Origin of the sequence: Mucilaginibacter aquaedulcis, from assembly GCF_030409325.1 — a bacterium.
Taxonomy (GTDB): domain Bacteria; phylum Bacteroidota; class Bacteroidia; order Sphingobacteriales; family Sphingobacteriaceae; genus Mucilaginibacter; species Mucilaginibacter aquaedulcis.
In genome coordinates this window covers 321,535-336,229 of the sequence record NZ_JAUFPR010000001.1, presented here as the reverse complement: position 1 = coordinate 336,229, position 14,695 = coordinate 321,535, and the positions used below count along the sequence as shown (strand labels likewise).

Below are 14,695 nucleotides of genomic sequence, written 5' to 3'. Positions count from 1 at the left end.
TAACTGCAGCTCTTTTTGTTTTTATATATGATTTAAAGACTATGCTTCAATAGCCGGAGTGTATTCACCTCTGCGAGCCGCGTTATTAATGCTGGCACGTTTATAAAGCAGCTGCTGGGCCACTGCCACATTTTCTTCCTTGCCGGCCCAGTACTCCATTGCAGGTTGCTGAACGGCACGCGCAAATGAGAAAGTAAGCGCCCATGGCAGTTTATCCTTGTATTTGATATGCATGGCGTTCAGGTGAGCGCTTGCATCCTGAGCTGCTTGTCCGCCCGATAAAAAAGCTACTCCGGGTACGGCGGCAGGCACACAGCGCAGTAAACATTGTACAGTGGCATCGGCTACCTCCTCGGCATCAGCCTGTACCGGTGCCAGCAGCCCTGAAACTACCATGTTTGGTTTCAATATCATTCCTTCCAGGTAAATGCGTTGCTGTATCAGTACTTCAAATACAATGTGCAATACACGTTCTGTTACTTCAAAGCAGCGTTCAATAGTGTGGCTGCCATCCATCAGTACTTCGGGCTCAACAATGGGTACAAGTCCGGCTTCCTGGCAAAGGGCCGCATAACGGGCCAGTGCATGGGCATTCGCGTAAATACTGCCATCAGTAGGGGTATCCTCAGCAATGGTTATCACAGCACGCCATTTGGCAAATTTTAATCCTTGAACAGCATAAACTTTTAACCTTTCACGTAAGCCATCTAATCCTTCAGTCACCTTTTCACCCGGAAAAGCTGGCTGGCTTTTAGCACCCTCATCAAGCTTAATACCCGGTATAATGCCTCCTTTTACCAAAAGGTCAATAAACGGCGTACCATCATCTGCCGCTTGTTTGGTGGTTTCATCAAATAGTATGGCACCGCTTATACATTCGCCAAGATCAGGCGTGGTAACTATCATTTCACGATATTTTCTGCGGTATTCTTCGGTTTGCGGTATGCCAGCTTCTGCAAAGCGTTTATTGCAGGTAGCTATACTTTCGTCCATGGCTAAAAGACCCTTGTCGCCATCCATAAGCCGTTGGGCTATATTTCTGAGTGATTGCTTATCCATTGTGAGTAGTTTATGAGTAGTTTAATTGTGCTAAAAAACATTACTGAACGGAGCTTTGTTTGTCATTATAATGAAAGGATTTTCATTACTAATTTATGAACTTAAATCAATAAAAAATGTCATGTAAATCAACAATTTGCACAAGAAAATTGTAAATTGTAATCATAAACCAACCTATAAAAAAACAAGCTTTATGAATTCACGCCGCGACTTTTTACAAAAATTGGGGCTATCTGCCCTGGCACTGCATTTAACACCGCTTTCGGGCTGGGCAAATAATCCTGTACAACATGAAAAACCATATGATGGTAAAGTGTTAAGGGTAGCCATTATGGGTTTGGGCAGCTACGGAACGCGTGTTGCCGAAGCTATGCAATCATGTACCAAGGCTAAATTGGTAGGGGTAATTAGTGGTACACCCTCAAAAATTAAAGACTGGCAAACCAAGTACGGCATCCCCGCTAAAAACTGCTATAACTACGAAAATTTCGATAACATCAAAAACAACCCTGATATTGATGCCGTGTATGTAATTACCCCAAATGCCTTGCATCATGACCAGGTAATACGTGTGGCTAAAGCAGGTAAACATGCCATTTGCGAAAAACCTATGTCGGTAAATGCGCAGCAGGGGCAGGAAATGGTTGATGCCTGTAAAAAAGCCAACGTAAAATTGCTGGTAGGCTATCGTATGCATTTTGAACCTAAAACATTGGAGGTTATCCGGATGAGGCAAAGCGGTGAGTTCGGTAAGATCATGTTTTTTCAGGGGCAATGTGGTTTCCCTATTGGTGATCCGAAACAATGGCGGTTGAATAAACAACTATCAGGAGGCGGCTCAATTATGGATATTGGAATCTATGCCATTAATGGCTCCAGGTATATGACCGGCGAAGAACCTGTTTGGGTTACTGCGCAGGAAACTAAAACAGATCATGAAAAGTTTAAGGAGGGGGTTGATGAAACCATCCAGTTTCAGTTTGGCTTTCCAAGCGGTGCCGTGGCCTCGTGCTTATCAACCTATAATATGAATAACCTCGACCGGTTCTTTCTTGATGGCGAGAAAGGATTTGCCGAAATGCAGCCCTCCACAAATTATGGCCCCATCAAAGGCCGAACACACAAAGGCGAGCTTAACCAGCCCGTAACTATTCACCAGGCTGTTCAGATGGATGAGATGGCCGGAATTATTTTTGAGGGGAAACAGCCAGTTGTACCTGTAGATGGTGAAGAAGGGGTAAGAGATCTGAAAATTATTGATGCCATTTACCAGGCGGTTAAAAGTGGTCAAAAAGTTGAAATTAAAGTTTGATAGCTGATAAGCTGTTATTAATTTTTAAACAGGCTCAGAAAGGTGCTTTCTGGGCTTGTTCTTTTTATGATGGATATTGATGGTAAGCCTAAATCTGATGCCCCAATTAACACGTAATTGTGTTGATTATATTAATTATGCATGAGTTAGCGTTCATAATTAGTATGTAAAACCTATCTATTTGGTTAATTATTGTATTAAAACATACAATAATTAATTTAATTGAATGTTATTATACTATGTCAAAAAAATGCGATATTGCAATTAATGAAACAAAAGTTTGATCAGTTATCGGCCAAATGCAGTAAAGCAACCACAAAACATTACAGCACCAGCTTCTCCCTCGGTATCAGGTTTCTGGGGCACGAGTTGCGTGAACCTGTTTACGCAATTTATGGTTTTGTAAGGCTTGCTGATGAAATTGTTGATAGTTTTCATGATCATGACAAGGCCGTGTTACTTGCTGAGTTTAAGGCCGATTGTTTCAAGGCTATTGAAATTGGCATAAGTCTTAACCCGGTATTGAATGCTTTTCAGCATGCCGTTAGAAAGTATAATATAGATCATGAACTTATCCTGCAGTTTTTTAACAGCATGGAAATGGATCTGCATTTGCAGGATTACACACGCGAAAAGTACGATGAATACGTTTTAGGTTCTGCACAGGTAGTGGGCCTCATGTGTTTACGCGTATTTACACATACCCATACACAATTGTTTGAGCAGTTAAAACAACCGGCAATGAAACTGGGTTCGGCTTTTCAGAAGGTGAATTTTTTACGCGATATCAATGCTGATTATAATGAGTTGAACCGGAGCTATTTTCCCGGTATAGATATGGATAGATTTACAGACGCGGATAAACAGGTGATAGAGCGAGAGATAAGGCTGGAATTTGCAGAGGCATTAACCGGCATTAAACAGTTGCCAGGCTCTTCCAGGAGAGGTGTTTATCTGGCGTATGTATATTATAAAAAATTATTTCACAAGCTTACCCGCCTGCAACCAGAAAGGGTGATGACCGAAAGGGTCAGGATCTCCAACGGTCATAAACTATGGTTGATGTGCGGCTCAGTTGTTCGTTTTCAAATGGGTTTATTATGAGTGTGGTTACAGATGATATGTTGATACTGGTTGACGAGCAAGACCGGCAAATTGGTACTGCGGGTAAGGCAGAAGTGCATTACTCGGGCCAGCTGCACAGGGCTTTCTCTGTATTTGTTTTCACGGGTGATGGCAGGCTTCTGCTACAACGCAGGGCGGCAAATAAGTATCACTCTGCCGGAAAATGGACAAATACCTGCTGTAGTCACCCGAGGCCGGGCGAGAAAACGGAAGAGGCCGCTCATCGCAGGCTGCATGAAGAAATGGGTCTGAGCTGCAACCTTATCCAGATGTTTAACTTTACTTACCGTGCCGAAATGCAGGGGCAAATTATTGAACACGAATTTGACCATGTTTTTTTCGGTATCTCAAATGATCAGCCCACACCCAATCCCGACGAGGTTTCGGCTTACTGTTACCAGGATATGGATGAGTTGGCTGCCGATATGCAAAACAGCCCTGATAATTATACCGAATGGTTAAAAATATGCTTTGATCGTGTGGTGGAAGCTTATTTTAAAATATTCCCTGATCAACAATTCAGGTATCAGCCCGAATAATTGTGAAATTTAAAGGCAGATTGGGATGTCAGTAACAATATTGACCTATCTTTAATAAACCTAAAAACCTCGTGAACCATGCTTTACACAGGTGTTTTTAATGATGATTTTTTAAATACACAACGGATGGTCTGCGACCCACTTGCTGATGTATTTATACAACAGATATTTAAAGATACCATTCAAAAACAAGCGCTGTTTCAAAAACTAAGCACACTTAACTTTAATGAGCAAATAAAAGAATTTGCCGGGTTTTATCCCGGACATAACTTTATTAACGAAGCAACTGCACTGCCTCAATGGGCTAATTTGAAACTGATGGCAGCAGGTTCAGTTTTTTTTGCGGGCCATGCAAAGGCTATCATGAATTTATTAGGCCTGCTTTCATTACCTTATTGTTACGCTGCCGCAAACGGGGCTATGGTGCTTTATTTATCAGAAAGACTGCGCTCTGATGCCGATAAGCGTTTGCGCGAAACCGGTGAGTTTGTGTGGGAAACCATGGCTCCGGGGGCATTTGATTTTGGAGGAAAGGGGTTTGCCAGCATATTAAAAGTGCGGTTGATACACGCCGCCGCCCGCCACTATGTACAAAAAGGCGGCAAATGGGATATAACCTGGGGAATGCCGGTTAACCAGGAAGACATGGCCGGTACCAACATCGCTTTTTCATTAATAGTTATTAGAGGTTTGCGCAAGCTTGGTTATACTGTTGAACCTGGGGAGCAAGAAGGATTCCTGCACCTCTGGAACGTGATCGGGAGCTTGCTTGGCATAAACCAGGGACTACTTCCGGCAGATATTCACGCTATCCGGGATCTTGAAAGCGCCATCCGTACCAGGCAGTTTGAGGCATCTGAGCAAGGGCAGGAGTTAATGGAATCATTGACTGCTCTGTTCTCTGAAGCGGCTAAAGAAGCTGGACAAAATCCAAGGGATGTATTAGGATTGATGAAACATTTGCTCGGCAATGAAATTGCAGCTATACTGGCAATAGATACGCCCGAATTAAGTCAGGACAAACTGCGCCTGATCAGAATGTTAAGTTTGTGGCAGGATCTGAAACCCGGCCTCAAGCCACAGATTGCCTATAAAAATGCTTATCACAAGTTACACCGATAATATTTAATTAATGAAATCATACCAGTTGGTACGCGAACTACTTGACCTTGTTGAAAAATTTGAACAGGAAGGTGAGGGCCTTGCGCCAACCCTCACAGACTTTGCCGGCTTTTTGGTGAGCCACCTTCAGGAACAGCAGGATGCTGATACCACAGCTGATGTTCGTTTCGGTGAGCAAGAACAACAAGCACAACAAATGGCCTATCAGCTGGATAACAGCATTGCCAGGCTATTTATTTACATGAGTCGCTATGCCAAGTTCTACATCAAAAAGGCGCTGGATGGCACTGCACTGCGTTCGGCAGAGGATTTTACCGGTTTGGCTATTTTGCTTACGCATGAAAGCTTATCCAGAAGTGAACTGATAAGCCGGAACCTGCAGGAAAAGCCCTCTGGTACGGAGGTGATCAGCCGTTTGCTGCAGGCCGGGTTGATACAACAATGGGATGATGAAAATGACAAGAGAACCAAACGCGTAGCCATAACAGCCGAAGGTAAGGAGTTGTTGTACCGTGTTTTTCAGGACATGAACAAAGTAAGTAAAATGGTAAGCGGCGAATTATCATCTGCCGAAAAGTTTACACTTCGCTACCTGTTACAAAAGTTAGAGAACTTCCACTATTATCATCACGAACATAAAACCATTAAAAGCAAAAACGATCTGACCAAACACGCTGGAAAATTGGTATAAGATAGTTTAAAATAAACTTACCTGTTCGGTGCCGGGCCCTTGAAGTTCCTGTTGGTATGAACGGATCATGGCAATCAACTCCTGCCCATATTGTAATGCTTTTTGTTGCCCCACACCTTTTATTGCGCCAAGTGCTTTAAGGGTAGGGGGGAGTTTTTCGGCAATTGCAGCCATGGTATTTTCAGAGAGCATCATATTAGGCATGATGCCGCTTTTTTCTGCTTCCATAACCCGCCAGATCATCAGTTGGTTAAAAAGTTCTTCATTGGGTTTGGCATTCAGTGCTTTAACATACGATCTGGATTGGTCCGCAGCCGACTCGGCACGGGCTTTCTTTTTAAGTTCGAGATAATTTGCGGTTGTAAAACTTTCCAGGGCAAAATGTTCCATAAGGCTTATCCTCATCATGATCCATTGCAAAAGCTGGTCGGCTTTTGCAGCCTTTTCTTTCGATTGCCCGATCATCACCGGTAATTGGCGGTGTAGGCTTTCGGCGGCTGTTTTTAATTTCTCATGAAAATATAATGCCGCCTTCTGTATGCGTTCGGTGCCAAAGGTGCTTAACTGCTTAACAAATTTATCAGCAACATCCAGTACCTCCGCGGCAAGTTCCGGAACCAGTTCTTTAAATAGGTTGTTTCTTTTCTTTAAGCCGTTGAACGTAAATAGCTCGGCAAGCAGGAATTGCCGGTAAAGTTCCTGGTCTTGTTTCAGTTGTTCCTGGTTGGGCCTGATGTTTTTAGCTTGCTGATTGAAATGCGCCACAGCCGGATCGCCTATAATATTATGAGCTGCTATCGGGTTACGAAGCACCATGCCCGAAAGGCTCCTGCACCTGCTTAATGCCACGTACGCCTGCCCATGTGTAAAGGCTTCGCTAACATCAATAATGGCTTTGTCGAAACTTAGTCCCTGGCTTTTATGTATGGTGATTGACCAGGCAAGTTTTAAGGGTATCTGGGCAAAGCTACCTGCATTGGTTTCGCTTATCTGCTCATCGGCCAGCTGGTATTTAATGTTTGTCCACTCCATTGCCTCAACAGCAATCTCCTTGCCCTCATTGCCCGATGTTACAAAAACCGTATCACCTTCTATCCGGGTAATGGTGCCTATCTTTCCGTTGTAAAACACTTTCTCGGCCGAGCTGTCGTTCTTTACAAACATAACCTGGGCACCTATCTTTAATTTTAGTTTGGTTTCGGTAGGGTACGCATCCTTAGGGAAATCCCCGCGTATAGTGGCGTTAAACTCAAATTCCTTTCCGGGCAGTGCCTCAACAAACTCATTGTTAATTTGCTGGGCAATGCTGTTGTGGGTGGTAAGTGTAATATAAGGATCGTCATTGGCTGGCCTGAAGCCGGGCTGATACCGGGCATTCAACAGTTCCAGATTTTCGGGGCTGATGGTTTGATTGCGTACTTCGTTCAGAATGTCGACAAATGCTTGTTCCTTTTGCCTGAAAACATGATCGAGCTCGATGCGCACATAGGCGCTTTTTTGCATTACCTGACTGCTGAAAAAGTAAGGTGTTGTATAGTACCGGCTCAGCAGCATCCATTCTTCATCGCGGATAATGGGGCTTAGCTGGGACAGATCGCCAATGAGTAATACCTGTACGCCGCCAAATGGGTAGTTATTTTCCTTTACATTACGAAGTATCAGGTCGATATGATCAAGTACATCGGGCCGAACCATACTTACTTCATCAATAATTAACAACTCCAGATTGGCTAACAGCTCTTTTTTCTCAGGGCTGTAATGCAGTTCGGGTTTAGCATCGCCGGCCGGAATAAGCGGCCCGAAAGAGATCTGAAAAAAGGAATGGATGGTCATGCCACCGGCATTGATTGCTGCTACGCCAGTTGGGGCAACCACAACCATTTTCTTGGCAGAGTTTTTCCTGATGCGTTGCAACAGCGTGGTTTTACCAGTTCCGGCTTTACCTGTCAGGAAAATCACTGTATTGGTAGATTCTACATAATCTAAAGCCAACGACATTACCGGGTTAACTATCTCCATTTTTAAGCCGCATTACGAAATGCGAAAATAACACTAAAAATATTAGTATTTTTAGCTTTCAATCAAATAATTTCGGCCAGTTTCAATTTTTATGGAAATAGAAAAAATCAGCTTTTTAATGCTGCCTTATTTTTGCTTCTGAAGGCTTCAATACTTTTAGCCGTTGTGTATTTTCCAAGCTTCACCATTTCTTCGGCCTTATAAAAGTCATAGGCGCTGCAACACTCGCGTGAAATATTGATCAGGACATCAGGCGAATATTTTTCGAGCGCCAGCTGGGTGGTGCGGTAGGTAATTAAACCGATGGTTTTATTGATCACATCAAAATAACCAAACCTTTCTTTATGGCTGCCTGGTTTTACCCTGTACAAGTGTCTGTAAAAGTTCCTGATCTTTTGTTGATAAATAGAATGTTTCACGGCTTTCCGGGTATCAGAAAGAGGTGGCTTTTCAAACGGTATCATCGCATTTACGTTTACTACCACCAATATATCGTCTGGCCGCCTTTGTACATGTTCAATGGGGAGATTATTAATAATACCACCATCAACCAGCAGACCATCACCAGATTTTACGGGTGAGAAAAACGTAGGGATGGCAGTAGAGGCCCTAACAGCGTCATAAATACTGCCATTGTTAAAAATTATCTCTTTTTTATTGATGATATCGGCAGCTACCGCGGCATATGGTATGTTCAAATCTTCAATATTAGCATCTGAAATGAATGTTTTTATGCTGTTAAACAGCTTATCGCCCTTGATCAATCCCTGCGATCTGAAAGTGAAATCAATAAGGCTGAAAACCTTTAGCTTGTCCAGTTTATAAAGCCAGTTTTTGTAGGCCTGCATTTGCCCCAGGGCGTAAACACCCCCAACCACTGCGCCCATAGATGTGCCTGCTACGGATGTTATGTTAAAGCCTTGCTTTTCCAATTCTTCTATTACACCAATGTGCGCTATGCCTCTTGCTCCACCTCCCGACAATACTAAAGCTATATTTTGTTTCATTTACCCAATAATTACTTTTAACCGTACCGAATTTATACGGCAAAAGGTACATAAAATTTGAAGTACCACCTATAACCAGCTGGCACAAATACCCATTACCTATAAACGAATAATGCCGGATAAAAGATGTATCCGGCATTATTTTAAGCTGTATTTTGATGGGTTTTAATAGCCCGGGTTTTGAATTAGTTTATTGTTTTTACTTGTTTCAACCTGGCTTATTGGTAAAAAATACATTTTATCGAGCCATTGACGATTTTCTATACCATTATCGATAGTTGGCGTATAAGTATAGGTATAAACACTTTCATCATGTTTGTAGGGAGATGGCGCGGTTTTGCCAGGTTTTAAGGTTCCCGTAACACTCATGAATATCAGTTTACGGCCCAGGGTGGCCGGAGCTATCATCCAGCGGCGAGCGTCATGGTAACGCTGTTCTTCGTAAACCATCTCTACCCGGCGCTCATTGCGGTAACGTTGCCTCAGGGCATCGCCCGATTCGGTAATGGCAGGCATACCCGCACGGAAACGGATCTTGTTGAGCCAGTTACGGGCCTCGGCATCCTGACCTAATTCAATGCAGGCCTCGGCATAATTAAATACGGCTTCGGTATACCTGAAAAATGGCCATGGAATAAATTGTTTGGTATTGTTATCAACCACATTAGGGTCAGGATCTGTGAATTTGCGCATGTAATAGCCTGTCCAGCTGCCATTCCAGTTTTCAATACTGCTTTGGCGGGTATCTAACCCGGCCAGTGTGCCTGAGCCAACCTGGTAACTACCGGTTTGAATTTGATTGGCAGGGTCAACATTGCCTGAAATTTTATCACGTGGTTTCCATCCGGCGCCATCATATAAAATACTGGCATACAGGCGTGGGTCGCGGTTGGTATATGGGGCAGCCTTATCTGATGGATTATTCCAGTCAAACTTTCTGCCGTCAATGGTTTCATAATCGCTCACCAGGTTTTCAACCGGAGTATTACCTGCCCAGTTGTGGTAACCATTGGGTCCGTTATATAAACCAATACTTTCGCCATTTGTAACCTGATTGGCAATAAAATATCTTGCTAAAATAATTTCGCTTGAGGCGGTTGCATCCACATCGGCACTTTTACTACCACCGCCCATAGCTATAGCAATGTAGTTTTTCTTGCCTTCTTCCGGAGATACAGGTGCCGTTAAGTTCAATTTATAACCAGTACCGGCAGCATCTAAAACCGCTTTGGCCGCATCCTTAGCTGCCTGCCAGCGGGTGGTTCTGTCGCCGCTGAGGTATCCTAAAAACTCTGGATGGGAGTAACCGCTTATTACGCTTGATTTTGCTTTAGCTGTAGGAATATCATGCAGATCGCTTGCCGCGTAAAGCAACACACGCGATTTTAAGGCGAGTGAAGCCGCTACAGATGTACGGCCTTTATCTAATGTTTGGCCTTTTAATAAAGTTGCGGCGCTGTCGCAATCATTTGTAATAAACTTAACACATTCATCATAGGTGTTTCTGGTTACAGTATAATCAGCTTCGCCCAGTTGGTATATTTTAGTTATTAAAGGCACACCGCCATAATAGCGCAGTAATTGCTGATAGTAATAAGCGCGTAAAAAGTGTGCCTCACCTTGTAAACGACCTTTAAGGGCTTGATCAATAGTTGCGGATGGAAGGCTTTGAAGGGCAACATTGCATGACCGTATCTTGTTATACATGGCTCCCCATACATAAGTACTGTCTGACCAACCGGTGTTGGTTGGCCCCAGCGTTCCCTCGTTAATGATATTGATGCTCCTGCCAGGGTGGGTAAATACGGTTTCATCAGATAACGAAGCCAGCATTTGCTCTTCAAAACCACCATTTCTTAAGCCGGTATAAATATTATTTACAAAGGCTGTGGCAAGTGCCCCATCTTTCCAGGTATCTTCTGATGGTACTTCTGTTTGGGGCTTGGTATTTAAAAAGTCCTTTTTACACGATGCAAATAATACACCTGTAACAGCTAATACGATTAAAATATGTTTGATTAAATTTTTCATGGTTTTTGACTATTAAAAGGTTACTCTAACACCTGTGTTCAAAATTCTCGATTGCGGGTAATATTGTCCGTCGCCAGCAAGTGATTCCGGATCCCAGATGGCCAGTTTGTCCCAGGTAATCAAGTTTAACCCACTCACATAAACCCGCAGGTTGCCGATACCTATTTTTTGAGCTATTGATGGCGAAAGGTTATAGCCAAGCTCTACGTTTTTTAAGCGCAGGTAATTGGTGCTCCTGAAAAAATAAGTGTTGGCGTTGTTATTGTTAGAGTACCAGGTATCGCCGCGGTTGGCAATCCGTGGGTCAACACTGCTGGGTTTGTCAACGGTCCAGCGGTGATCATAGGTGTATTGCAGGTAGTTACCAATATCGCCCGATTCTGTATTGATCGGCAGATAACCACCTGTGGCACCCTGAAACAGGATAGACAGATCGAAGTTTTTGTATTGAAAATTAAGCGCGAAGCCACCGGTGAAAGTTGGTGTTATGCCTTTGTCTAACCTTGCCCGGTCATCACCATTGATCTTGCCATCGCCGTTAATATCTTTAAACCTTAAATCGCCTGGTTTAAGCGCTGGGGTTACACCGCTATAGTCCAATTTGTTGGCGTCAATTTCGGCCTGGTCTTTAAATACGCCATCGGCAGTATATAAAAGTGGGGCTCCAATAGGGTGGCCTGTAGCAAACTGATAGGGTGGGGCGCCTGGTGCTTCATCCTGAAATATGATCTTGTTTTTAGCATACCCACCATTTATACTTACATTGTATTTGAGTTCGCCAATTTTGCCTTTATAGCCTACCTTAAATTCGTAGCCTTTATTATCAACCTTGCCAATGTTTTCGGGAGGTAATATGTTGCTTATACCAGTACTGGCTGGTGTGGAACCCTGCCTCGCCCATAATATATTGGTACGTTTGTTATAAAAGTAATCAAACTCAAAGTTGATCCTGCCTTCCAGTAATTCGCCTTCCAAGCCTAAATCATAGTTATTAGCTACCTCCCAGGTAAAGTTGGGGTTGGGTACGCGAATTTCATATAGGGTTTTATTAAGCTGATCATTGAACACATAGTTTCCAAAGCCGTAAGTTGACCGGTACTGATTTTCCTGTAAAATGTTATTGTAATAAGGCTCGGCACCCATTTGTCCGTAAGATCCTCTGATCTTCAAATAATTGATTGCTTTGAAATTGTTTTTCCAGAAATCTTCCTGTGATATGTTGTAGCCCAGTAATACACCCGGGAAAAACCCAAAACGGTGTGCCTCAGGGAAAATGTATGAGCCATCATAGCGCCATAAAAATTCGGCCAGATACTTTTGTTTGTAATTGTAGGCCGCACGACCGAAGTAACTTAAACGTGCCCGGTTGTATGCGCCGCCAGAGTTGTCTTTTTCAGCATCACCACCCGCAAATAATTCATCAATGTTGGGCGAGATAAAATATCTGCGATAGGCACTGAAATTGTCATCGCTTATGGTTTCGCGTGTAACAGCTGCCATTAAGTTTATGGTATGGTCGCCAAATGAGCGGTCATAGTTGATAAAGCCGCCAAGCAGAATATTTACCTTGTTTTCATCGCTTTGATTTAACCGCGGATCGGTAAAGGTTGATCGTACGCTTGGGGTAAGAACAGGGGTTTTACCATCGGCCTCAAAGCTTTTATGGTCCCAGTAATACAATGTCCATGGAGTTTGCCAAACCTTGTTGCGTTGTATAAATTTATCAAGAGATGCTGTACCGGTTATTTTTAAGCCCTCAACGCCCGGAACCTGTATCTCTAATTTGCCATTTGTTTGAAAATAATCGCGCCTGTCCCTGTTATATCCGGTTTTGTTGGTGGTGATCACGATTGGGTTTTGACCGTTTTCAATATCAGGGCCTGGTAGGCCATTGGGCCAAACTTCTTGTTCTGTAGGCTTGCCCCGCATCAGCATCCTGAATATATCATGAGCTGCCTGTGTTGGGAAATCGCGGGCTTCCTCACGGGCTGTTACGCCAATGCTGGTATTCACATACTTGTTTACCTTGGCATCAAGGTTAATACGAAAATCGTACTGTTTATAGCCGGTTGCAGAGTTTTTGTAGTAACCATCCTGGTTGGTATAGCCTAATGAAGTTAAAAATTTAACATTCTCGGAGCCTCCTGTTAGTTGAATATTGTGGCGGCTTTGTGGCGACCATGTTTTCAGGGTTGTACCAAACCAATCAGTATTTGGGTGCCCAAGCGGGTCGGAGCCATCTCTGTATTTCTGAATATCGGCAGGCTGAAATGCCGCGGTAATTACTTTGCCTCCTTGTTGTGTGTAGCTCCCGTTTTTTGTTAAGGCAGCCCAGGCAGCGCCCCATTCAGAAACGGGAGTATCGCTGTTGTATAAGGTAAGCTCGTTGTTCATGGTGGCATACTCGAAAGCATTGGCCATTTTGGGTATTACCGTTGCCTGTGCAAAGCCCTGGTTAAAATCGTATGATAATATGGTTTTGCCAGATTTACCATGTTTGGTAGTGATCAGTATAACTCCGTTTGCAGCCCTTGAACCATAAATGGCGGCCGAGGCGTCTTTCAAAACCGATATGCTTTCAACATCAGCGGAGTTTAAACGCTCCAAACCTCCGGCGCGGTCAGGTACACCATCAATTACAACAAGCGCATCGCTATTGCCCAAGCTGTTTGTGCCACGAATGTGTATGGCAGAGCCATCATAACCCGGCTCGCCGCTTGATTGCACGGCTGTTACACCGGGTAAACGCCCGGCCAGTGTGTTTGATAAGTTTACTGTTGGTGATTTTTCAAGGTCGGTTCCTTTAACGGATGCTACCGAGCCTGTAACGGTTACCTTTTTCTGAACACCATAACCAACTACCACAACCTCGTTAAGTCCTTTTGATGATGATTGCAGTTTTATGCTGATGCTGTTTTTGCCGTTTACGGGCAGCTCCAGGGTATTGTAGCCTATATAGGATACAACGAGGGTGCCGTTTTCGGGCGCGGTAAGTGTGAAATTTCCTTTTACATCGGTAACTGCTCCGTTATTGGTGCCTTTAACCGTTACAGATACACCAATGAGTTTTTCGCCGGTTGTCTGGTCGGTTACTGTACCGGTAATTTTAATGGGGGCTGTGTTAGGTTTTTCTGTTCTTTCGGCAACTATTTTTTTAGTTATTATGCCACCGTATGATAGATGTGTAAATATTATTGCTATTAAAAGCTGGTACAATGCAGTCTTGGAAAATTTTAGCAGGTTTATATTCTTACATAAATTGTATTTCATATTAGATAAGTTTGGTTTAATTAATATTTAATGCGTATTGTAAAAATGTGAAGGTGTCTTATAAATTGACATCCCGGCAATTTATAAGATGTGTGATTGGTGAGTTTAACTCGGTTTTTTTCTCATGGGGGTGATGTGGTTATTTTAATAATCGGTTAATTTTATTGTTGCGTTGTAAGAAAATTAACAGATAACAACCCCTGGATAGCGCAAATAATATGACATACCGATTCCACCTCACCCAATTTGGGTAAGTGTCAGTCTTGTTATATTATTCCCTGATTTTAATGAAAATAGCTTACAAATACAGGTAGTATGCTATGTAATACCAGCTAAATATGGTGTTATCAGTGAATTTGGTTAAATAATTAATGTAATTGCTACACTTATAATTGGCATGGCTAATATAATAATATTAGTTACATGAAAAATTAAATATTTAAGTAAGAGGTAAAAAAAAAGCAAAAAGCATGAATAATCTTATAATGCGGTCAGATTTTTTCGAAGCAGGCGCGGTTAA

Annotated in this window: 10 protein-coding genes; 5 read left to right on the top strand and 5 right to left on the bottom strand. The window is 43.0% G+C overall.

Translation table 11 applies throughout. The annotated features are described in order from the left end of the window. Positions 1 to 39: 39 nt before the first annotated feature. Positions 40 to 1,059, bottom strand: coding sequence for a class I fructose-bisphosphate aldolase (locus QWZ01_RS01255; protein ID WP_290321394.1), 1,020 nt, complete (start codon positions 1,057 to 1,059; stop codon positions 40 to 42). Between the two features lie 193 nt (positions 1,060 to 1,252). Between QWZ01_RS01255 and QWZ01_RS01250 the strand changes: the two genes are divergently transcribed. The 5 genes from QWZ01_RS01250 to QWZ01_RS01230 all read left to right on the top strand — a co-directional run bounded on the left by QWZ01_RS01250 (position 1,253) and on the right by QWZ01_RS01230 (position 5,848). Further along, positions 1,253 to 2,371 carry a Gfo/Idh/MocA family protein gene (locus tag QWZ01_RS01250; protein ID WP_290321393.1) on the top strand — a complete coding sequence of 373 codons (1,119 nt, stop codon included), beginning with the start codon at positions 1,253 to 1,255 and terminating at the stop codon, positions 2,369 to 2,371. Positions 2,372 to 2,638: 267 nt separating this feature from the next. Then, positions 2,639 to 3,475, top strand: coding sequence for a phytoene/squalene synthase family protein (locus tag QWZ01_RS01245; protein WP_290321392.1), 837 nt, complete (start codon positions 2,639 to 2,641; stop codon positions 3,473 to 3,475). Continuing rightward, complete coding sequence (gene idi, locus QWZ01_RS01240) at positions 3,472 to 4,035, top strand: isopentenyl-diphosphate Delta-isomerase (protein WP_290321391.1); 564 nt, start codon at positions 3,472 to 3,474, stop codon at positions 4,033 to 4,035. Before QWZ01_RS01245 ends, idi begins: the two co-directional genes overlap by 4 nt. Positions 4,036 to 4,113: 78 nt before the next feature. Further along, entirely contained in the window at positions 4,114 to 5,157 is a 1,044-nt protein-coding gene (locus QWZ01_RS01235) for an oxygenase MpaB family protein (protein ID WP_290321390.1), read from the top strand. A 10-nt stretch (positions 5,158 to 5,167) separates the two neighbouring features. Beyond that, positions 5,168 to 5,848 carry a MarR family winged helix-turn-helix transcriptional regulator gene (locus tag QWZ01_RS01230; protein ID WP_290321389.1) on the top strand — a complete coding sequence of 227 codons (681 nt, stop codon included), beginning with the start codon at positions 5,168 to 5,170 and terminating at the stop codon, positions 5,846 to 5,848. Positions 5,849 to 5,854: 6 nt separating this feature from the next. On the opposite strand, the gene QWZ01_RS01225 is transcribed toward QWZ01_RS01230, so the two are convergent. The 4 genes from QWZ01_RS01225 to QWZ01_RS01210 all read right to left on the bottom strand — a co-directional run bounded on the left by QWZ01_RS01225 (position 5,855) and on the right by QWZ01_RS01210 (position 14,175). Then, positions 5,855 to 7,867 (bottom strand): HRDC domain-containing protein, encoded by a 2,013-nt coding sequence (locus QWZ01_RS01225; RefSeq protein ID WP_290321388.1) that lies wholly within the window; start codon positions 7,865 to 7,867, stop codon positions 5,855 to 5,857. A 107-nt stretch (positions 7,868 to 7,974) separates the two neighbouring features. Beyond that, positions 7,975 to 8,874, bottom strand: a complete 900-nt coding sequence (locus QWZ01_RS01220) for a patatin-like phospholipase family protein (RefSeq protein ID WP_290321387.1) — start codon at positions 8,872 to 8,874, stop codon at positions 7,975 to 7,977. A gap of 165 nt (positions 8,875 to 9,039) precedes the next feature. Further along, positions 9,040 to 10,905: a RagB/SusD family nutrient uptake outer membrane protein gene (locus tag QWZ01_RS01215; RefSeq protein WP_290321386.1), complete on the bottom strand. Its 1,866-nt coding sequence runs from the start codon at positions 10,903 to 10,905 to the stop codon at positions 9,040 to 9,042. Positions 10,906 to 10,917: 12 nt separating this feature from the next. Further along, on the bottom strand, positions 10,918 to 14,175 hold the full coding sequence (locus QWZ01_RS01210; protein ID WP_290321385.1) for a SusC/RagA family TonB-linked outer membrane protein: 3,258 nt from the start codon (positions 14,173 to 14,175) through the stop codon (positions 10,918 to 10,920). Positions 14,176 to 14,695: the final 520 nt, after the last annotated feature.

Coding starts and splice junctions, on each gene's coding strand:
- QWZ01_RS01255 (WP_290321394.1), bottom strand. CDS start 1,059: ATGGATAAGCAATCACTCAGAAATATAGCCCAACGGCTTATGGATGGC.
- QWZ01_RS01250 (WP_290321393.1), top strand. CDS start 1,253: ATGAATTCACGCCGCGACTTTTTACAAAAATTGGGGCTATCTGCCCTG.
- QWZ01_RS01245 (WP_290321392.1), top strand. CDS start 2,639: ATGAAACAAAAGTTTGATCAGTTATCGGCCAAATGCAGTAAAGCAACC.
- idi (WP_290321391.1), top strand. CDS start 3,472: ATGAGTGTGGTTACAGATGATATGTTGATACTGGTTGACGAGCAAGAC.
- QWZ01_RS01235 (WP_290321390.1), top strand. CDS start 4,114: ATGCTTTACACAGGTGTTTTTAATGATGATTTTTTAAATACACAACGG.
- QWZ01_RS01230 (WP_290321389.1), top strand. CDS start 5,168: ATGAAATCATACCAGTTGGTACGCGAACTACTTGACCTTGTTGAAAAA.
- QWZ01_RS01225 (WP_290321388.1), bottom strand. CDS start 7,867: ATGGAGATAGTTAACCCGGTAATGTCGTTGGCTTTAGATTATGTAGAA.
- QWZ01_RS01220 (WP_290321387.1), bottom strand. CDS start 8,874: ATGAAACAAAATATAGCTTTAGTATTGTCGGGAGGTGGAGCAAGAGGC.
- QWZ01_RS01215 (WP_290321386.1), bottom strand. CDS start 10,905: ATGAAAAATTTAATCAAACATATTTTAATCGTATTAGCTGTTACAGGT.
- QWZ01_RS01210 (WP_290321385.1), bottom strand. CDS start 14,175: ATGAAATACAATTTATGTAAGAATATAAACCTGCTAAAATTTTCCAAG.